Source organism: Leptolyngbya cf. ectocarpi LEGE 11479 (genome assembly GCF_015207065.1).
GTDB lineage: Bacteria > Cyanobacteriota > Cyanobacteriia > Phormidesmidales > Phormidesmidaceae > Leptothoe > Leptothoe ectocarpi.
The window spans coordinates 1-20375 of record NZ_JADEXP010000078.1; the positions used below are offsets into that span (position 1 = coordinate 1).

21 protein-coding genes are annotated in these 20375 nt (G+C 50.5%); 10 read left to right on the forward strand and 11 right to left on the reverse strand.

Going from position 1 to position 20375, the window contains the following annotated elements; all coding sequences use genetic code 11:
* A partial coding sequence (gene lspA, locus IQ260_RS10740) for a signal peptidase II (protein ID WP_193993103.1) occupies positions 1-404 on the reverse strand: 404 nt, incomplete at its 3' end.
* Between the two features lie 12 nt (positions 405-416).
* Positions 417-1013: a biotin transporter BioY gene (locus IQ260_RS10745; protein ID WP_193993104.1), complete on the reverse strand. Its 597-nt coding sequence runs from the start codon at positions 1011-1013 to the stop codon at positions 417-419.
* 148 nt (positions 1014-1161) lie between these two features.
* On the opposite strand from IQ260_RS10745, the gene hemB reads away from it, so the two are divergent.
* The 5 genes from hemB (at position 1162) to IQ260_RS10770 (ending at position 6478) form a co-directional block, all read left to right on the forward strand.
* Positions 1162-2148 (forward strand): porphobilinogen synthase, encoded by a 987-nt coding sequence (hemB, locus tag IQ260_RS10750; protein WP_193993105.1) that lies wholly within the window; start codon positions 1162-1164, stop codon positions 2146-2148.
* A gap of 167 nt (positions 2149-2315) precedes the next feature.
* Positions 2316-2654, forward strand: coding sequence for a metal-sensing transcriptional repressor (locus IQ260_RS10755; protein WP_193993106.1), 339 nt, complete (start codon positions 2316-2318; stop codon positions 2652-2654).
* Positions 2655-3010: 356 nt separating this feature from the next.
* Positions 3011-3727: a biliverdin-producing heme oxygenase gene (locus IQ260_RS10760; RefSeq protein ID WP_193993107.1), complete on the forward strand. Its 717-nt coding sequence runs from the start codon at positions 3011-3013 to the stop codon at positions 3725-3727.
* Positions 3728-4048: 321 nt separating this feature from the next.
* Positions 4049-4654: a hypothetical protein gene (locus IQ260_RS10765; protein ID WP_193993108.1), complete on the forward strand. Its 606-nt coding sequence runs from the start codon at positions 4049-4051 to the stop codon at positions 4652-4654.
* 60 nt (positions 4655-4714) lie between these two features.
* Complete coding sequence (locus IQ260_RS10770; protein ID WP_193993109.1) at positions 4715-6478, forward strand: peptidoglycan D,D-transpeptidase FtsI family protein; 1764 nt, start codon at positions 4715-4717, stop codon at positions 6476-6478.
* On the opposite strand, the gene gmk is transcribed toward IQ260_RS10770, so the two are convergent.
* The gene (gmk, locus tag IQ260_RS10775; RefSeq protein WP_322744935.1) at positions 6390-6995 is read right to left on the reverse strand and encodes a guanylate kinase; all 606 of its coding nucleotides are present in this window, start codon (positions 6993-6995) and stop codon (positions 6390-6392) included. The two genes, IQ260_RS10770 and gmk, sit on opposite strands and share 89 nt — an antisense overlap.
* A 7-nt stretch (positions 6996-7002) precedes the next feature.
* Positions 7003-7737, reverse strand: coding sequence for a phycocyanobilin:ferredoxin oxidoreductase (locus IQ260_RS10780; RefSeq protein ID WP_193993111.1), 735 nt, complete (start codon positions 7735-7737; stop codon positions 7003-7005).
* Between the two features lie 316 nt (positions 7738-8053).
* Between IQ260_RS10780 and IQ260_RS10785 the strand changes: the two genes are divergently transcribed.
* The gene (locus tag IQ260_RS10785) at positions 8054-10078 is read left to right on the forward strand and encodes a tetratricopeptide repeat protein (protein WP_193993112.1); all 2025 of its coding nucleotides are present in this window, start codon (positions 8054-8056) and stop codon (positions 10076-10078) included.
* Positions 10079-10112: 34 nt separating this feature from the next.
* Here the strand turns inward: IQ260_RS10785 and IQ260_RS10790 are convergent, their stop codons facing one another.
* Positions 10113-10493: a hypothetical protein gene (locus tag IQ260_RS10790; RefSeq protein ID WP_193993113.1), complete on the reverse strand. Its 381-nt coding sequence runs from the start codon at positions 10491-10493 to the stop codon at positions 10113-10115.
* 199 nt (positions 10494-10692) lie between these two features.
* On the opposite strand from IQ260_RS10790, the gene IQ260_RS10795 reads away from it, so the two are divergent.
* The 4 genes from IQ260_RS10795 to ilvD all read left to right on the forward strand — a co-directional run bounded on the left by IQ260_RS10795 (position 10693) and on the right by ilvD (position 15956).
* A complete protein-coding gene (locus IQ260_RS10795) occupies positions 10693-11547 on the forward strand; it encodes a lipopolysaccharide assembly protein LapA domain-containing protein (RefSeq protein WP_193993114.1) in 855 nt (284 codons plus the stop codon).
* A 232-nt stretch (positions 11548-11779) separates the two neighbouring features.
* Positions 11780-12733 carry a phosphoribulokinase gene (locus IQ260_RS10800; RefSeq protein ID WP_193993115.1) on the forward strand — a complete coding sequence of 318 codons (954 nt, stop codon included), beginning with the start codon at positions 11780-11782 and terminating at the stop codon, positions 12731-12733.
* 172 nt (positions 12734-12905) lie between these two features.
* The gene (locus IQ260_RS10805; protein WP_193993116.1) at positions 12906-14183 is read left to right on the forward strand and encodes an adenylate/guanylate cyclase domain-containing protein; all 1278 of its coding nucleotides are present in this window, start codon (positions 12906-12908) and stop codon (positions 14181-14183) included.
* A gap of 87 nt (positions 14184-14270) precedes the next feature.
* On the forward strand, positions 14271-15956 hold the full coding sequence (gene ilvD / locus IQ260_RS10810; RefSeq protein ID WP_193993117.1) for a dihydroxy-acid dehydratase: 1686 nt from the start codon (positions 14271-14273) through the stop codon (positions 15954-15956).
* A gap of 175 nt (positions 15957-16131) precedes the next feature.
* Here ilvD and IQ260_RS10815 read toward each other — a convergent pair whose 3' ends face one another.
* From IQ260_RS10815 to IQ260_RS10840, 6 genes are all read right to left on the reverse strand, one after another.
* The gene (locus tag IQ260_RS10815) at positions 16132-16623 is read right to left on the reverse strand and encodes a cupin domain-containing protein (protein WP_193993118.1); all 492 of its coding nucleotides are present in this window, start codon (positions 16621-16623) and stop codon (positions 16132-16134) included.
* A 144-nt stretch (positions 16624-16767) separates the two neighbouring features.
* A complete protein-coding gene (locus IQ260_RS10820; RefSeq protein ID WP_193993119.1) occupies positions 16768-17019 on the reverse strand; it encodes a hypothetical protein in 252 nt (83 codons plus the stop codon).
* 307 nt (positions 17020-17326) lie between these two features.
* Positions 17327-19033 carry a caspase, EACC1-associated type gene (locus IQ260_RS10825; RefSeq protein WP_193993120.1) on the reverse strand — a complete coding sequence of 569 codons (1707 nt, stop codon included), beginning with the start codon at positions 19031-19033 and terminating at the stop codon, positions 17327-17329.
* 55 nt (positions 19034-19088) lie between these two features.
* On the reverse strand, positions 19089-19391 hold the full coding sequence (locus IQ260_RS10830) for a hypothetical protein (RefSeq protein WP_193993121.1): 303 nt from the start codon (positions 19389-19391) through the stop codon (positions 19089-19091).
* A gap of 171 nt (positions 19392-19562) precedes the next feature.
* On the reverse strand, positions 19563-19799 hold the full coding sequence (locus tag IQ260_RS10835) for a hypothetical protein (RefSeq protein ID WP_193993122.1): 237 nt from the start codon (positions 19797-19799) through the stop codon (positions 19563-19565).
* The gene (locus tag IQ260_RS10840) at positions 19786-20034 is read right to left on the reverse strand and encodes a hypothetical protein (RefSeq protein ID WP_193993123.1); all 249 of its coding nucleotides are present in this window, start codon (positions 20032-20034) and stop codon (positions 19786-19788) included. The genes IQ260_RS10835 and IQ260_RS10840 overlap by 14 nt, the downstream gene beginning before the upstream one ends.
* Positions 20035-20375: the final 341 nt, after the last annotated feature.

Sequence of the window (20375 nt, forward strand, 5' to 3'; positions counted from 1 at the left end):
ACCGGAAACCGCGTGATGGGAAACGCCTGGATAAAGTCCACCACTTCACCCGCCTTGACTCGATCAATCCCATTGCCCAGCGCTCCGGCTAAAATAAATCCCCAGCCCGCTCGTTCCCAGCGATCCTCAATTCGCATCAGCAGTCCGTAACCGGCAATCCCCATACTTACAATCACCGACAGCCACGGTAGGATCCAGCGGCATCCCTCACCGCTACAGATACTCCAGGCGGCACCCCGATTGAGGACGTAGGTAAAGTTCAGCGCCCCTGGAATAATCGTCACCGATTCGCCCAGCGTAAAATTTTGGACCACCCAATGTTTGGTGATCTGATCCAGCAAAAGTCCAATAAACGCCGCCACCCAAAACAGCCGATTGACCTGTTTTTTCCTTAATCTGCCCATGCTGTTGCGGCCCTAATAAAACATTATCTGACGCATACCGTAGGCCAGTACCGAAACCGCACAGACCAAAACCAACTGCCCTGGAATCGGCGCAATTGAATACGTGAAAATCGCCTCCCCTAGAGCGGGCGCAGTTTCACCAGTCCACTGTAGTACATAGGCCAGGGGCAAATACACCAACCCCACCCCGTGAATCGTCAGCAGTCCGCCAAGACAGCTCAGGGCCAGAGTCTCTAACTTGAGGGACTCCCAAAACGCTAGATAGCCACAGACCCACGCCGCTGGAATAAACCCCAGCAAATACCCAAAGCTGGGCTCCCGCAAATAGCTCACCCCCCCGCCTTGGGTAAATACCTGTAAATCAAATGCCTGAAACAGTAAAAGCCCCAGACTAAGATAAGCAATTTGGGATAGGGCTGCCGCATTTTGCCCTCCCACACAGCCAATCAGTAAGACAGCCCCCACTTGAAAGCTCACCCCTAGGGAAAACACCTCTATGCCACCGGCCCAATCCCAGGGGCCGGTGGTCATGAAGACCTCTAGCCAGGTGCCTCCAATGGTCAATATCAATCCGATTAAGGCCCACAGCAACTCTGCTGTTGCAAACACCTAGTACACCCTCCACGGCGACGGAGGCTTATTGTATCGTTTGGAGGTCGGCAACGTTACTTTTTTTAATCTGACCGAAAGCAGACACCCACGCAGGTTTTAGACTATTCATCTAACCCCTTTCATACGGCTTTCTTTAAAAACTGATATGTTTCCAATTCATCGCCCTCGCCGGTTGCGCAGCCATCCCCAATTGCGTCGTATGGTTCGCGAAAACGTTGTGACCACCAGCGACTTTATTTATCCGCTGTTTGCAGTGCCGGGTCAAGGTGTTGCCAATGAAGTAAAGTCAATGCCCGGCGTCTACCAGCTATCGGTGGATAAAATCGTAGAGGAAGCGAAGGAAGTCTACGATCTGGGTATTCCATCGATTATTTTGTTTGGGGTTCCAGACGACAAAGACGATGATGCGACTGGCGCATGGCACGACTGTGGCATTGTCCAAAAGGCGACCGAAGCGGTCAAAGCGGCGGTGCCCGACCTGATTGTGACTGTTGATACCTGTCTGTGTGAATACACGGGCCATGGCCACTGCGGCTACCTGGAGGTGGGCGACCTCACTGGCCGCGTCCTCAACGACCCCACCCTAGAGCTACTCAAAAAAACCGCTATTTCTCAGGCCAATGCGGGGGCAGATATTATCGCTCCATCTGGCATGATGGATGGCTTTGTCACAGCTATCCGCTCTGGCCTAGACGAAGCAGGCTTTGAAAATATTCCGATCCTGTCCTACGCCGCCAAGTATGCATCGTCCTACTACGGTCCATTTCGGGATGTGGCGGAGTCTGCCCCCCAGTTTGGCGACCGTCGCACCTATCAAATGGACCCGGCCAATGGCCAAGAAGCGCTCAAAGAAATTGAACTGGACGTGGCCGAAGGCGCAGACATGCTGATGGTGAAGCCCGCACTGGCCTACATGGATATTATCTGGCGCGTCAAAGAGGCTAGCAACCTACCGGTGGCGGCCTATAACGTATCGGGGGAATATTCAATGGTGAAAGCGGCAGCCCTCAACGGCTGGGTAGATGAAGAGAAACTGGTGATGGAAACTATGATGAGCTTTAAGCGCTCAGGGGCCGATCTGATTTTGTCTTATCACGCTAAGGATGTGGCTCGCTGGCTTAAAGGGCAATAACTTACTGGCTTAAAGGCCCATACAAGGACAGTGGGGTAAACCGCTCAATCCAGACCCATGGGTTAGGATGACAAAACATCATGCAAGCGTAACAATAATTAACGAACAGCTCGCTTGAGGTGTTCGTTCTTTTTTTGCCTTGTTTGCCCACTTACCCGTTTGAGCCCTTGAGTAGCCCATCAGACGCCCTATCTCAGCTCCATGAAACCAATGGCCATGGCCACACCCACGGCCATGTTCACAGTGAAGAATCCTTAAAACGAATTGTTAATCGCCTATCCCGCATTGAGGGACATGTACGCGGTATTAAAACCATGGTGCATGAGGGCAGACCCTGCCCCGATGTATTAGTACAGGTCGCGGCTGTGCGCGGAGCCCTGGACCGAGTAGCTCGATTGATTTTGGACGAGCACATCAGTGAGTGCATTAGCCGGGCCGTCACGGAAGGCAATATTGAAGAGGAACTAACTGAACTAAAAGCAGCCCTGGACCGTTTTTTTGACTGAATGTTTTGACTGGATGTTCTGACTGATACCAAGATGCACAGCCGCCAATATGTAACCAGGTTGCAATTATTTTTTTCAGAATTCAGGCCTGCAAATTACGAAAAATTACGAAACAATACAAAACTGACACTTGGACGTTTTGCTATCCGGCGTACGTAGAGCAAGGTTTATGCCTTGTAATCACCGCTGTATCGGTGTAGTCTGCCTGTCTTTCGCGTAAAAAAATGTAATAAAAAGCCTCATCAAAACGGTCTACGGTAGCAATTGTGGCGATGTCCCTAGGGCCATTTGGCTCGTCGTCTTACGCGTGCGACGGACGATATTAAACTCCATTTAACGTCGAGATTTTATTTAGTATGAGCAGCAATTTAGCCGAGAAGCTCAAGAAAGGTACGCAGAAAGCGCACACAATGGCCGAGAATGTTGGCTTTGTTCGCTGTTTCTTGCGTGGCGTTGTTGAGAAGAAGTCTTACCGCAAGCTGGTAGCTAACTTCTACTATGTGTACGCTGCCATGGAAGAAGAGTTGGAGCGTCACAAGGATCATCCAGTCGTTTCCTCGGTTTATTATCCCGAGCTTTATCGTAAGGAAACGCTGGAAACGGACTTGACCTACTACTACGGTCCTAATTGGAGAGAGAAAATTTCAATCTCTCCGGCTGGTCAAGCTTACGTTGACCGCATTCGAGAAGTGTCTAACCAGTCACCTGAGCTATTGGTCGGGCATTCCTACACCCGTTATCTGGGGGATTTGTCCGGCGGCCAGATTCTTAAGAATATTGCTCAGCGAGCCATGAACCTGGCAGATGATGAAGGTGTGGCTTTCTATGAGTTTCCCACCATTCCCGATGAGGGAGCGTTTAAGGATAAGTATCGCAGCACTATCAATGCCGCACCTGTGGATGAGGCGATGGCTGATCGGATAGTCGATGAAGCTAACGATGCCTTTGGGATCAATATGGAACTCTTCCAAGAGCTGGAAGGCAACCTAGTCAAGGCCATTGGTCAGATGCTGTTTAACAGCCTTACCCGTGGTCGCCGTCGTGGCAGTACTGAACTGGTTACCGCTGAGTAGACGACGACTCAGGTTCAATTAAAAATTCGAAGAGGGCAGGTTTCCACTCGGGATCTGCCTTTTTTGCGTTATTTTTATCAAGTCCTCCTTTAAATGTTGTGTTTTGGGAGGCATCTCCCATAATATGAGGCTCAATATTTTGGGTAAATGTCCTGTGGATAGGAAACTAATTATGGGTAGTTTTACATTGAGTACCAAATAATACTTGAGAAAATCACATTTTCTGTTATTTTTTGGTGATGTGTGGAAAAGTAACCACAGTGCGTTTTGAGTCGATTTTGCTCCAACGCACGGGGCAACATGTGATTGAGGAGTAAACGAGTGGGTTTTGCCGTTCGGGCTGATCGAGATAGACGTGATGAAGCTGCGGGCTCTAAACAGCAGAATCTAGTATTGCTACATCCAGTAGCGTCTAAAAAGCGTTCCAGCACGACATCGGCTCGAGCCGATGTGCCTGACCAGGGAGCTGACAGAGAGGCTGCTGGCGGGGCTGCTGGAGCATCTGTTAGGGAACTTTTCCGGGCGGTTCCTGGCCAGGAAGCTGAGGTTAAGCACCTACCGAAAGTACCTCGGTTGCCGCTGGGGCTAAAGATGTTGGTTGGCGTGCAGCAGAGTTCCACTGTTTTAACAGGCGGATTAGTGGCCACAGCCCTGATTATCTATAGCTGGACAGTGTACTTGGATAAGAGCATTGCGCGCTCATTTCAGAACTTGGAAGCGTTGAAGGTGTCGACACAGCAGGTAACGACTGCCAACGAAACCTTGAAAAATAGTATGGCAGAGCAGGCAGAGTCCCCTACCGCTGGCTTTACACCCTTTGAGCCCAAGCGTGCTATCTTCTTGTCACCTGCTCCGGCCCGTCCATCAGTCGAACCCTTCGCAGAGCCCGATAACAATGCTCCCATGCCCCATCCCCTGGGGTATTAGCAGGCATTAGCTCAACCAGATGGGGTCGGTGTTCCGTAGTTTTCTCACGGTCTCATATCTATGGTTACGCACCCGTCTAGCTCAGTAGGTCATCGGCCTACTCGTCGGCCTCATCACCCTTCATCACCACGATTCCGATTGGTGACCGTCTGGGCAACTATGGTGCTGGTGATGCTAGGTCTGAGTGTGCGCTTGGGGCGTTTGCAGCTGGTGATGGGGAATAACCTAAAACTCCAGGCGCAAGAACAGCGGCAAAATGTGTCCCAGATTCCGCGAGCGTCGCGACGGCCCATCGTTGATCGCCAGGGCAATGTATTGGCAGTGGATCGGGTGGTTTATACCATTTACGCCCATCCCATGCTGTTTAATCGCTCCCGTGAGGAGGTAGCGGTCACCCTAGGTAAGGCCCTCAATCAGTCCCAAGATTCTTTACTCAGACAGTTTCAAGGGCAGGAAACGGGGATCCAGGTGGCGGTAGATGTGTCGGAGGAACTGACGGAACGCATTCGCGGTATGCGGCTAGATGGGGTGGAGTTACTCCCGAGTCAGCAGCGATTTTATCCGCAGCAAACCCTGATGTCTCAGCTGGTGGGGTATATAAACCTGGAAGGTGAGCCCCAGGCTGGTCTGGAATATGCGCTCCAAGAGCAGCTGCTCTATGACCTGGAAGATGTGCCCATATCTCAGATATTTCAGCAACAACAGCCAAATCGGGATGATCAGAAGCTGCAGCTAACGGTTGATAGCCGTCTGCAGCGGGTCGCCCAGCGTAATTTGGAGGCGACGGTACGTCAGCATGGGGCTAAGCAGGGATCTGTAATCGTTATGGACAGCCGCGATGGGGCGGTGCTGGCGTTGGCTGTGACCCCCACCTATGATCCCAATCGCTACTACGAAGCGGATGTGGAGCAGTTTAAGAACTGGGTGGTGAGCGATCTGTATGAGCCGGGCTCAACATTTAAACCGATCAATGTTGCGATCGCACTCGAAGAAGACTTAATCGTCCCCGACGAATACATCTACGACGAAGGCCGCCTGCAGTATGACCAGTGGACCATTCAAAATTCTGACTACAGAGCCGTGGGTGGTCGCGGCTCTATCACTATCACCGATATTCTGCGCCATTCCAGCAATGTGGGCATGGTGCACATTATGGAGCGGCTAAAACGGTCTGATTACTACGACTGGCTAGAAAAGTTAGGTCTAGGCAAACCCAGTGGGATCGAGCTGCCCGCTGAGACCCCAGCCCAGCTTAAAAGCCGCTCCCAGTTTGTCAATAGTGCCGTAGAAGCCGCGACGACGGCATTTGGACAAGGCTTTTCCCTGAACCCCATGCAGCAGGTGCAGCTCCATGCGGCCTTGGCCAACGGTGGCAAACTGGTCACTCCCCACGTGGTCAGGGGGCTGGTGGACGCCGAGGGCAATCCCACCTGGCAGCCCGAGCGTCCCGAAGCTAAGCAGGTCTTTTCCCCGGAGACAACCCAAACTGTGGTCGAAATGATGGAAGCGGTGGTGGAATCAGGGTCTGGGCAACCCGCGCGCATCGCCAACTACCGCCTGGCTGGTAAGACCGGCACTGCCCAAAAAGCCAATGAGTATGGTGAATACGGCAATGGACGGCTGGTGAGCTTTGTGGGAATTCTGCCGGTGGAAAATCCCCGCTATGTGGTGTTAGCCGTGATCGATGAACCCCTGGGGGAAAATGCCTACGGTTCGACGGTGGCCGCCCCGTTAGTCAAGTCGGTGGTTGAGTCGCTAGTGGTGATGGCGGGAGTGCCGCCGTCAGATGGGTCGAGCCAAACACAGCCTGCTCCAGCTCAATAAGGGCGCGGTCTAGATCGTCGTTGATAATTTGAATGTCAAACTCGTCAGCCGCAGCGATTTCCACCTGGGCACGGGCGAGACGTTTTGCGATCGCAGCCTCAGAATCCTGTCCCCGTTCACGAATACGAACTTCCAGCTCCGCCACACTGGGGGGCAACACAAATATCTGTCGAGCCGTTGGCAAGCTCTGGCGCACCTGTCGAGCCCCATCCAGCTCGATCTCTAAAATCACCACATGGCCTTCAGCCATCAGGGCATCCAAAGGCTGGCGGGGCGTGCCGTAGTAGTTACCTGCAAACTCCGCCCACTCCAGCAGCTGCCCCTGCTCCACCATGGTCTCAAATTCAGCACGAGACACAAAATAGTAATGCTGACCGTGTACTTCCCCTGGACGAGGCTGACGCGTCGTGGCTGAGATCGACAGCTGGATATCTGGATGATGCTCCAGCAAGCGATGCAAGAGGGTGCCTTTCCCCACACCGCTAGGCCCCGTAAAAACAATTAGCTGTCCTGTCACGCAATCTTCACTCCTGGGGCAAGTCAAATAGCACGGTGGTCATGTAGCGTTCGGCCCAGGCCGGATCAAACGCCTTTTCTAAAATGCGCCGGGTCTTATCGTTTTGCTGTTGATGGGTGCAATAGTTACGCTGACCGGCCAAAATCTCAGGCCGCTGCCAGGGGGTGGGCTTTGTGGCTAGCGCCTGGCGACAGTGCAGGGTGAGATAATGGCTCACCTGAGCTAAAAAGCGGCGTTGCTCTTCGGGACCAATGGGTTTTACAAAACAGCAATAGTCCGAAAAAATGTGGCCCCAGCTAGGCAGCTCTCGGGGTTGGGTGTACCCGTTAGTGCCCATGCCCTCTAACTCGCGAGTATAGGCTGAAGGCAACCCATCAGGGCTGGTGGGCGATAGATCCACGACAGCGGCACTAATTTGCCCCCGCCCGCTGACAATGTCGCAGCCAAACATGGGCAGCCCATAGTCTAAGCGCGGAAACATGACACAGTGGAGAATATCTAGATTTGGCCCTACTTTAGCCAGTTCTAGATGGAGCTTGCGAAATTCTGGGGTTTGATAGCAGACATTTTCAATCACCAGCCGTTCCCCCTCCAGTCGGCTCTCTACATAGCCGAGATCGTCAGGAAGATGATAGGGCGATAGGGCAAGATGGCGCTGCCAAGTCGCTTCAATAATATCGGCCAGCTCGCAGATGACAGAGTGCTGATGCTGACGTATGGAAGACTTTACCGTAATCGACATGGATGAGCGTTCGGTTCACCTGATGGACGGATCGGACTGCACCATTAGAACAACGGTATCGTCGCGGATAGGTACTTCAAGTCTACAGCAGTGCCTAGATCTACAGCAGGATTGCCCCAGGATGTTCCAATTCGTCACCTTATTCGATGATGTTGGCCGTATTTTAAGCATTTGAGGATGTTCCAATTCCCGGCTGTATTCCTGATATTGAATATTTTTTAGGGAAAAGAGAGGTACGCGATTGTTGTCCCTAGATAGTTTTCTATCTTTACTGCCCCGCTACTCCCTGCACCTCTCTTTTTGACTTTTCTCCGCTATGGTGGCTACACAACTTAGATCTCGCCAGGTGTTGGGACTCAATCAACGCCAATATGAAGGTCTTAAAACCTCACTACAGCTCAATCTCAGACGGCAGCTTTTAATTGCAGTTTGTGATAGCGACACATTGCAAACGCAGCTGGTGGAGAGACTACGCTCAGAGTTGACAGCCGGAGATAAGGGGCTGGATGATTTTGGCAAGGTCGCGCTAGAACAGCTCACCTTTGACCCCAGCCAGCCTGATTTAGTGGTGCAGCTGGTGCACTGGCTAAAGCGGGCTCCCAAGCCCACCCCCCATGTCCAAGTGGTGGGTATAGGGGCGATGACCCATCAGTCCATGCGATCGCAAAATCACTTTCTGCGGTCCCTCGAAAGCATCCAGTCCCTGCTGCCCTATCTGGATAGTAGCCTGGTGCTATGGGTTTCATGGCCCTGGTACCGCACCCTGGAGCAGGCCGCTCCTGAGTTTTGGCAGTGGCGTAGCGGCGTTTTTACCTTTGTCAGCGAACCCGTTACCGGTGAGCCGGCAGCCATCCCCCTCGCAGATGGGCTAGATGGTCTGTATGGCGAAGCTAATACTAAGGCCCCCAGCGCCGATATCTGGCAAATTCTCAGTGAAGATCTAGCACAGCTGGAGCGCTCCTCAGCCGCTGCTGAGTCTGCTGACGAGGGGACAGTCTCCGAAGATTCAGCAGACAGCCCTGCTGATATCCTGGCCGATCCGCCGGATATCCCAGCCAGTCCACTGACAATTGCCCCAACCGCCCCAAGCGCCCAAAGCGTCGATGTGACAACTCTGGACAATCCGCTGGAGGCCATCGCTCAGCTGGAACACCAAGGGGCTTCCCCAGAGAAAATTACGCAAGCGTATCGCACCCTCGGTCATCATTATCGCGATCGCATCGAAGCGGGTGACCTTACCCCCAATTTATTGGCAACCGCCATTGAAACGTTTGAACTCTATCTAAAATGGCTACCCGCCGAAGATGACCAGCGCGCCGCTGGCCTCAACGACCTGGGCACCCTGCACTGGCTACAGGCCCAACACCAAAGCGATCGCGCTACCTTGATTGCAGGGATGAACCAGAGCGCCAACATCTACAAAACGGCCCTTGCAGGTGCCAACGTCGATCCAGAAACCAGTAGTCGTCTCCACGGCAATTTGGGAGCTGTGTATAGCTCATTAGCCAATTATGACGACTCGGTGAACCACCTCAAAGCAGCCGTCACCGCCTATCGTCACGCCCTGCCCTTTTGCTCGTCGGACACCTCCCCCGATGAGTATGGCACCCTGCAAAATAGTCTCGGGTCAGTGTATTGGAAGCTAGCCTACTACGAACAGCCCAAACCCCATTTGCATAGAGCGATTGCCGCCTATAACGAGGCCCTGCGTTGCCACCATCCCGAAACCTCCCCCTTGGACTATGCCGCCGTGCAAAATAACCTGGGGATTGCCTACTGGAGTCTGTCGCGGCATGAACGGCCTATCTTTTTACTCAAACATGCCATTGCCGCCTACAGTGACGCGCTCAACTACCGCACCCCGTCCACAGATGCTGCCGCCTGTGCCAGCACCTATAACAACCTGGGTACCGCCTTTTGGGAATTAGCCAACCATCCCGATGCCCCCGCCGATCCCGAAGGACACTACAAGCAAAATGCCGTGATTGCCTACGAAGCGGCGATCAAAGCCTCAGAACTAGCCCCCTCCAGCCTTGACTTAACCTCGATTCATCATTGCCTGGGCAGTATCTACGACAAAATGGCCCGAGCCGCCGATAGCCAGACTGAGCATCAGACCGAGCGTCAGACAGACATTGTGGGTAAATTGGCCCGAGCCCTGGAGCATTATGTGGCCGCCCTCAAAGCCACATCCAAAACAGCCACCACCTATGAGCCTATTTTTAAGGCCCTGGTGCGCAATGTCTCAGCCCACTACGAATTCCTGGGTCTAGAGGGACAAAAACAGGCCTTAAATAAGATCCCCGCTCAGATCTTGCCTGAGGTGATGTTAAAGCTCTAGAAGCAATATTGGCCTCGATAGAATACCCATCGGGTTATCCCTTGGTGCTCGCCAGTTCTGGCACGTTTTTGGCTAAGACCGCCTTGAGTTCCTGACTCAGCGCGTCATCGCTGCGATGGGCTTCCCACGGACCGCTGTGTCTGGCATCCAGACGCCACTGACCGTTCATATGATCGCCATCTTCTGACACCGTGCCCGTGTACTGAATCGTGTAGCTAGGATTATTAAAATACGTTTTGGTAAAGGTCACCTGGCGTCCGGTTACCTGGCCTTGAATTTGAGCTTCACCCAGGGAACTATCGTCCACAATCCGCCCGCTGAGACTATTATGCGCTTGGACAAAGGTGGCTTCAAATCGTGTGGGGTTTTTGGCTTGCCAGTAGGAACCTAGCCATGGACCGGTTAATTCAGCCATTACGTGTGTCCTCGCGCATCAACACTACCTTCGATTTTGCTGCAACTCGTTGGATTTGACATTGGATTGGGCCGGGCCAAGGGCAGCCTGAGTCTAAAATTAAAAAGATTCTCAAGTTGGTGACCTCAGCCCACATATGCAGTTCCGCTTGGTTTGGGTCCCCTGCTTTTGGCTTGCTATCTCCTCTGAATTTTCTCCTATGGCGCTGTTTTTGATCTTTGCTCTGATAGTTGCATTTTTTGCGATCGCATTTGCCCTCCAAAACGATCAGCTGGTAACCATCAACTTTTTTCTCTGGCAGCTAGAGCGACAGCATTTAGCAACTGTCCTTTTGGGCACAACCGGCTTGGGCGTCCTCTTTGGACTACTCGTTTCCATTCCAGCCATGCTTAAACGGGAGTGGCGCATTTCTAGAGGTAAAAAACAAACCCACAGCCTCGAGGACCAGCTTGTGGCCAAGCAGCGGGAAGCGGATACTCAGGCCCATAAAGCCACCACCCTGCGCAATACCTACCAAAATTTACTCCAGGCGCTAGACTTGCTGGATCACACCACTGATCTCGTCAGTGACGCCGTCGTGCCCCGGACTACCCGCGCTCTGCTAGAGCAAATGAAAAGGCAGCCCCTCAACGAACAATTTCAATCGGTGGGTCTGTTGCTGATTCAGCCCGAGCGTCAGCAGCCCGACTCTGGCAACCTGCAGCAAGACCAGCTCTTATGGGCCGCTGTTGCCCACGTACTGCAGCAAAACCTGACTGTGGATGCCTGGCTGTTTAGCAATAACCAAGGGCAGTTTACCTGTAGCCTCACCGGGTTAGATGTCAAAGCTGTCACCAAATACGCAGAAACCCTCAAAGCGGCCCTCACCGATGAGCCCATCACCCTCAAAGACGGCACCCGCACAGCCCTGGATGTCCACATTGGCGGTGCCGTCACCGATGCCGACCACCCCACAGAAAGCGAGCAGCTACTGCGGAGTAAAGCCGAAGAAGCCCTTGCGATCGCGACCAAACGAGGACGCAATCGCCTACGCGTCATGTGGGTCACCGATTAGCATCGATTAGATCAATCTAGGTCATGAAATCTAAACTTTTTTCACAAATTTTTGACAACCTTAAGACGACATAATGCTTGATTTTCCAGGGCTGGTGAGTATTTTTACTCAATAACAAATAAATTTCACAAGCGTATTCTCTGACACAGATTCTTGAGCCCAGGGCCGTTGGTGCCTAAGATAAAGCTAACGACTGAGTTTAAGAGAATCTAAAGAAGCAGGAGATACGTTCATGGCAGATCGCCCAATTATCCTCGGTATTGTTGGAGACAGTGCCGCTGGTAAAACCACCCTGACTCGCGGGATCGCCCAGGTACTCGGGGAGCATGATGTGACGACCATCTGCACCGATGACTACCACCGTTACGACCGCCAACAGCGTAAGGAAATGGGGATTTCCGCACTACATCCCGATTGCAACTACGTTGATATCATTGAGCAGCATTTAGGGCTGCTGCGTCAGGGGCAACCTATCCTCAAACCCATTTATAACCACACGTCAGGGGAGTTTGATGCCCCTGAATACATCCAGCCCAAAAAGTTTGTCATCGTTGAAGGGCTGCTGGGCTACTCCAGCAAACTTGCCCGCGATGCTTACGATGTCAAGGTCTATCTAGCGCCTCCTGAGGACCTCCGTACCAAATGGAAAATCAAGCGCGACACCCGTAAGCGTGGCTATGGCGAGGCTGACGTGTTAGCCGCTTTGGCCCAGCGTGAGCCTGACTCTGAAGCATTCATCCGTCCCCAACGAAAGTGGGCTGATGTTGTCGTCACCTTCTACCCCCCTAATATTCCAGAGGAAGAAGCAAACGACCTGCTACTCAATGTCAACCTGGTACTGCGTCCGACGATCCCTCACCCTGACTTTACCGATATTCTAGACAGCGATCTGGGTAAAGCCATCCGTCTGGGTCTAGAGCGCGACATGGGTAAACCGGTAGACGTACTTTCTATCGATGGCCATGCCACACCGGATCAGGTTCAACAGCTAGAGCGAATTCTATGTGGAGATGTTCCCTATCTAGGCCAGTTCTGCAGCTTAGAGGGCAATCAAGAAGTCGGTAAAATTGTCGGTACCACGGGAGAAACGCTCCAAAGCTATCCCCTAGCGCTAACTCAGCTTCTGATTACCTATCACATGCTAAAAGCCATGAATACCACTGGGAAAGTAGCGGCTGTCGTGTAGAACGCGCACCTTGCTCCCAGGTTTTTTACCTTACCAAGGCCCTGCAGGTTTCTATCTGCAGGGCCTTGGTTTTGGACATGGACTGACAACTGAATCCATGTGGCACAATGACCGTGCGTCTCATGAGCCTGCGCCTTTTTGAGTACAGCCATACTCTCCAAATGGTTTCCCTATGTTTGGTTTGCCTAAACTACCGCCTATCCACGAGTTTGAAACCTATGCCCACTGGCGTCATCGGTTTATGCAGCGACGGCTGCGATTGGGGATTTTGTTTGGGCTCTTTTATTTCGTTACTTTTTTACCCCTAGATACCCTCTCGTATTTCACCACCGGTCGCGATCCGTTTGATCGGTTGTGGATTCTCACCAATCTGGCGCGCATAGGGCTGCTATTAGTCTGTTTGGGGTTAACTCGCAAAAATGTCTATCGCCCTCGCCGAACCACGGCTGTTTTTTTGTTGGCCTCGTGGTCCATTAGCCTGCTACATCGATTCCATGAAACCTACACAGGACTTGCTACCAACTCACCGATTGAAGAGCCCGATCTGTTTAGCTGGGCACTGTCTTTTATTACCCAGGCCACGCTCATTCCAGTGGAGTGGCCGCTACATCTAATTTCTCAGCTGGGGGCGATTGCCTACTACTTTGGAGTGAATCCACTGCTGGGCCTGCAGGTCGTCCCCCCAGGATTTCCGGCGGCCAGTCTTTTGCTCAATACATTTTGGATTTGTTGTATTTGCAACTGCTCAGTTTATTTTTACGAAAAACTATCGCGGGCAAACTTTGCCACCAATCGTCAGCTGTTGGAGGCTCAGGAAAAATCTGAGCGGCTGTTGCTCAATATTTTGCCGGGTCCCATTGCTGAGCAGCTAAAACAGAGCCCCGACATTATTGCTGAAAGTTTTGCTGAGGTGACGGTACTGTTTGCCGACATTGTTAATTTTACCCAGCTGACTGAAACCCAGCCCGCTGCGAAGATTGTCGATCTGCTCAACCAGGTGTTCTCACGATTTGATCAGCTGGCCGAAAACCATGGTCTAGAGAAAATCAAAACCATTGGCGATGCCTATATGGTGGCAGCAGGGCTACCCCAGCCCCAGGCTAACCACGCCGTGGCCGTGGCTGCCATGGCGGTAGAAATGCAGGAAACATTGGTGGATTTTAATACCCAGACAAACCAAACTATTGCCCTGCGGATTGGTATCCATACAGGGCCTGTGGTGGCGGGGGTGATCGGTCTGAAAAAGTTTGCCTATGATCTTTGGGGTGACACCGTCAATACGGCCAGTCGCATGGAGTCCCATGGGATTCCAAATCAGATTCAAATTAGCGAGGCGACGTATAAACAGCTGAAAGACTGTGACCATCACTATGAGTTTCAGCCACGGGGACCGATTGTCATCAAGGGAAAAGGATCAATGGTGACTTACCTGATGGCCCCGGCTTCATAAAAAACTTTATTCAGTGGCTGTGGCATAATCCATCTCCGTCCCTATCTGTAACAATTGGGGTCTGTATGGATTTCGAAGGAATAAATCATGGCCGACAATCGTAAAAGCCGCGTCGTTACCCAGGGGGTACAACGTTCCCCTAACCGTGCCATGTTGCGGGCTGTGGGTTTTGGAGATGATGATTTTAGTAAACCCATTGTGGGTTTGGCCAATGGCTACAGCACCATTACCCCTTGCAATATGGGGATTAATACTTTGGCTCTGCGGGGTGAAGCAGCTCTGCGGGATGCGGGGGCCATGCCCCAGATATTTGGCACCATCACCATCAGCGATGGAATTTCCATGGGCACTGAAGGGATGAAGTATTCTCTGGTGTCCCGCGATGTGATTGCTGATTCGATTGAGACAGCCTGTACTGGCCAGAGTATGGATGGGGTGCTGGCTATTGGCGGCTGCGATAAGAATATGCCAGGGGCGGTGATTGCGATCGCACGCATGAATATCCCCGCCGTCTTTGTCTATGGCGGCACCATCAAACCCGGCCACCTCGATGGCGAAGATCTCACCGTCGTCAGTGCCTTTGAAGCCGTCGGTCAGTACAGCGCCGGTAAAATTGACGAAGCCCGCCTCACCGCCGTCGAGAAAAACGCCTGTCCTGGAGCCGGTTCCTGTGGTGGCATGTTCACCGCCAACACCATGTCCTCGGCCATTGAAGCCATGGGCTTAAGTCTGCCCTACTCCTCCACCATGGCAGCAGAAGACGCCGAAAAAGCCGACAGCACTGAAAAATCCGCGTTTGTGCTAGTAGACGCCATCCGCAATCAGATTTTGCCCAGCCAGATTCTCACCCGTAAAGCCTTTGAAAATGCCATTTCTGTCATCATGGCCGTGGGAGGCTCCACCAACTCGGTACTGCACCTGTTAGCCATTGCCCACACCGTTGGTGTCAAGCTCACCATTGATGACTTTGAAGCCATCCGCAAGCGAGTCCCTGTTTTCTGCGACCTGAAGCCGTCCGGACGCTATGTCGCCACTGACTTACATAAAGCAGGCGGTATTCCCCTGGTGATGAAGATGTTGCTAAACCAGGGATTGCTCCACGGCGATGCCCTGAGCGTCACGGGTCAAACCATTGCCGATGTGTTGGCCGACGTTCCCGATCAGCCCAGCCCTGACCAAGATGTGATCCGTCCCTTTGACCAACCCATGTATGCCCAAGGACATCTCGGCATTCTCAAAGGCAATCTGGCCACCGAAGGCTCAGTCTCCAAACTCACCGGCATCAAAAAGCGCAGTATCACCGGTCCAGCCAGAGTGTTCGAATCCGAAGAAGCCTGTCTCGACGCGATTCTTGCCGGCAAGATCAAAGCGGGTAACATCATCGTAGTACGCTACGAAGGCCCTAGGGGTGGTCCTGGTATGCGAGAAATGTTGGCACCGACATCTGCCATTATTGGTGCTGGCTTGGGCGATTCTGTGGGTCTAATTACCGACGGACGTTTTTCTGGCGGCACCTACGGTATGGTCGTTGGCCATGTTGCCCCTGAAGCCTATGTCGGTGGCACCATTGGTTTGGTAGAAGAGGGTGACTCTATTACTATCGATGCGGATCAGCTGTTGCTGCAGCTGAATATCTCGGACGAGGAGTTAGCGAAACGCCGAGAGAATTGGTCAGCGCCTGAACCTCGCTATAAGCGTGGTGTGTTGGCAAAGTATGCAACATTAGTCTCATCGAGTAGCCAAGGTGCCGTTACCGATAAAGACTTGTTCTAAAGTCTCCTCAAAGTCCCCCAGGATTGGGGGATTTAGGGGGCTCAATTTTGAAATTAATTGTGCTCATCTACTTAGATCGAGTTTCGAATCCGCTCAACTCTCGAAGCTAGAAGGTTGAGCGGATTCGAAACCGGGGTGATCGGGTACATCATTTAGCCGCAGATCCCTTAATGCATCAGCCGTCGTTCTCTAAGTTAAAATCTTTGGCATCGGACATGTTGTAAATTTCCACCTTTTCTCCAAGCCTGAGCATGCGTTTGCCCAGCCTAGGAAAGTCTGCAATTTCGATATCGAGATTTTCTCCTCCCATTAAATAAATCAGCTCTTCATCATATGGATTACGCAGGTGGTGGGCGACTGATGGTGTTGGAAATCCCATAAAATCGCCTGACTCAACTTTGAACTCTTCGCCGTCAATTTCTGCAATACCACGCCCTGAAATGATGTAAATCCATTCTTCTTCTCGGTGATGAGCGTGGTAAATAAAGGACTCTTTGCCGGGTGGTATTTTTGCGAGGCTGATACCTGTGCGCTGCAGCCCGACCAGAGGACTCAGATGAGTGCCGCTGATTTGCGAGTTAGCGTTCCAGGGATGTGAGAAAGTGGCTGCTTGCTCCGCTATCTCTTGGGCTCGTAAAAGAAAGACTTTTTTCTCTGGCTCTGACATATCAGACACTTGCTCCTGCTCAGAGTATTCTCTATTAAAAACTATATAGCGTTCCTATTTGATCATAGGGACAATTCTGGGGATTTTTAGACCTGTCCCTATGATCTTACCGTGGCTAAAGGAGGACTGAATATCTTCCTGAGCTTACAGCCGCCTGACCAACATGCTGATTACCTCATCGGTTTGCGGTCTCAAGATCAGTCGATTGTCTGGCACTTCGATCAGCGGGCTCCAATAGCTGGTTTCTACGTAGCGTAGGTTGTGCAGCAGATGGATGGTCTGACGGATGTAGTCGGGATGACCCAGCAAGATATGCCGGATAGAGCCACCGGGCGGCAGGCTACCGGAAAAGTCGGCGGGCGGCGGCATCTGAAATGCCTGATTTGAAAAAGTCATAGGGGCGTTTTCCTTTGGATATTGGGCGTTTAACCCACGAAACGACAGGGAGGAAATGCCCCCAAAAACTCAGCCACCCTGCAACTAAACTCAGGGTGGCTGTAAAATGCTCACAGCTCACCAACTGCCATATCAGTTGGAAGGGTTAGCGGGGTGGCAGTGTTGGCGCACTACCATCTCGCGCGGCTAAATTTTTGGGTGCGGAAAGACAGCCGTTGTCAGCTGCCTATTTAGTAGGCTATCAGCCCCAGATTATCGAGTCAAGCGAGTCTTGATGGGACTGACATATTCACACATATTTAAGGTCTCACAGATTACAGTCTCCAAATCTGGATATAAGAGCACAGAATGCTCTTCCAATTATTTCTATCTCCTCTTCAGGATAAAATGACACACTGTAATACAACAATGGGAAAATGAGAACTGGTAAATGCCCCTTCGGAGCAGAGCTAACCCATTGCATTTCTGACTCAAGAAGACGCCAAGAACCATTTTCACGCCAGCCTACGGCATCTCCATATTTCTGAAACGCCTCACCATAGTATCGTCCATCGGCTAGTCCATGGCATTTATGGTAGACCTCTTTCTGAAAGGTGAATCCATATCTTCCCTTACTGTATTTCATCCATAATTTATCTATTCTGACAAGAACATCGCAGGGAAAATTTATAAGCGCATTAGGAGAAAAAATATCTGCACTAAAAGAATACTCTATTTCATCATGTATTACATCTATATCTATGGCTTCTGTCTTATTTTTGAGTGTCACATACATCAGTGTGCGAGTGATGTCATTTGCTTTTTGCCACTGCCTATTTTTTAATGATAGTTCTAGTATCTCATATACTTTTTCTATCCCAGAAGAACTATTTGATTTGGTTTCTGGATGACTCTGTGTTGAATTTGTACTTCTAGTTTTTGAAGGCTCAGGTTCTTCATAAGCTGAAGATAAAATCTGTCCAGCAACTGACTGCTCAATATGTAAAACATCTTCATCCCTTAGTCCTAGATGTTGTTGATAATCCTTTAAGTCCGCGATAGTAAGTAAACTGAGCGAAGGTTCTTCTTCAAGACTTTGCTTTAGCGTAGTACAGTAGTCTCCTAATTTACGCTCATATTCCTGATATGGCGCAACTACCTCTGCCTCAATCGCTGCTGCAACTGAATCTGATAAACCACATTGGCGTCTCAGCGACATTAGTTTGCGTTGCGCAGGAATAGTAAATTTTCCGCTTCTAACTTTCTTTTCTACTTCTTTTCTATATTGCAGTTCGGGTTCATCTTTTGGAGCTTGAGCAATTACGACCCGGTATCCTTCATCTTTCAGAGCAATAAGCTTAGGACTCATTGCAGGCGATGCTTCACATACTTTGCGGCGCGCAAATTGGTGAAGTTCATCAATAGTAATAACACCATCACCGTTAGCATCTGCTGTTCCTTTTTCAACACCTTCTACTAAATAGCGGGTGTAAATCGACAATCCTGATTCCTTTTCTTCAAATGAGTAATCAACGGAACTGGTAGATGTCAAAACGACTCTGCCTTCAGCACTAAGTTGTTCTGTTAAGGCAACTTCTCCATCATCTTTAACCAGAACATCACCAAATGCGCCGCTGAAGCAACAATCTAAAATTACGATTTGCGTTTTAATACGACTAAATCGTAAGTAATCGTGTAATACATTAGCCGAAAAAGCAGTAGAAAGCACCAAACGGCCTCGAACCTTTTCAGTGTTAGTTGCTCCTATATAAAGATTACGCTGTTCATCTTTAAGACCATGTCCGGAGAAATAGAGTAGTACAGTATCATCGGCCTGTTTCGAGTTTAGCCATCGCTCAATATTCTGGGCCAGAGCTTCACGCATTGGGTTCAGCAAAGTTTGTACCTGAAATCCGCCTAGATCTGGATTGCCCAGCATACGCTTCATGGCTGCAACATCCTGAGTAGCCGAAGGTAATGTTGGTAAATTTTCTGAATAGTCTGAGACACCAATCAATAAAGCGAACTTTCCCATATGTGAATCTAACCTCACGATATTGCCAGACTTGAGCTTATCCTCAGCATAGATTTTATTTTTGGTAGATCCTCACATGTAGAGAATCCAGTTGACCAATCGTTTCTAAAGCTCGATCAATATCTTCTTGATTGCGGTATTCGATACTATATTGCCTGTCACCGCTTTTATAGGTTAGAGCTAGTTTTTGCCCATAAAAACGATGACCTAAGAAATCCAGCGCTCTTCTAATATTTTTACGGTTTATCTCGGCTGTCAAAACACCACCGATGAAGGCTAATGTTCCCGATTTTGCGTGTTCAGGCAAATCATTTTCACGAGCCATCTGGACTGTTTCTACCAAATCACCAGATGCCATCTCATTTGCCAGTGTTTGAGAAGCTATTTTTAGTTCTTAATTATCCAAATCTAAGGCTTCAGTAAGATCGATAGTCACTTTGAGAATTTTAGACATATAGACAAAATTGATAACAACAAAGAGTTAGATAGTCGATAGGTATTCAGGGCTGTAGAGTCACTTAATCGCTTACTAGGATTGCTCAATATGGTAGGCCGTAATAGCGACCGCCTCATCTGGACTGTAAATCGATTCAATACGGCGATAGATATCGTGTCGCCACCAAATCTTGACTCGTTTGCCCTTAGCAGGCGCACTACCCAAACGCTGATAGCCTGCATCGGTTAGTAACTTTTCAAATTTTTCAGCCGGTAATGTCTTATCTGTAATCTGCTCAATACCATCAAGCTTATGCTTATCGAGGGTCATAGCTGTCTTGGTATGTGCTGTAGATTCGATAGCCGGGTAAGACTAAAGCTATACCAATGTCGCTGTGAATGGTGCCTGCATAGTTTTCTTCTGGTTGACTACCGCCAAAGCGAAATTTGATTGGTCCTGCCCAAATGTAGAAACCAGGTATCAGAGCATCTAAGCTGTAGGCAATAGCTTGCAGAGTATCAGTCTTTGCCTTAGATATAGATTGTTTGCCCTGTTGGGAAGTCATTAGCAGTCTGTCTTGACCTTTAACTGAGTCCATATAGTATAGCAAGCGTAGGGTAAGCATCTCCATCTCAAAACTGCGGCCATTTATCTAGACTACTTCTGTCCCGCCATTCCAAGAATTCGTGGGACAGTTAATAATAATGCTGGGGGACTGCATCGGCTGTCAGCAGTGTAGGTAAACAGTGCGGGCAACAAAGAGATAGTAAATATTTGACAATAGTCCGGACAGAAAAGCGAGAGAAATAGCCAGAAAAGCTATTCAGGCACTAAGGTTTTGTTAACAGACAAACCCACCTGAATAGCCATGACATGCATCATACCGGGTCTACTACGAAAAGTGGG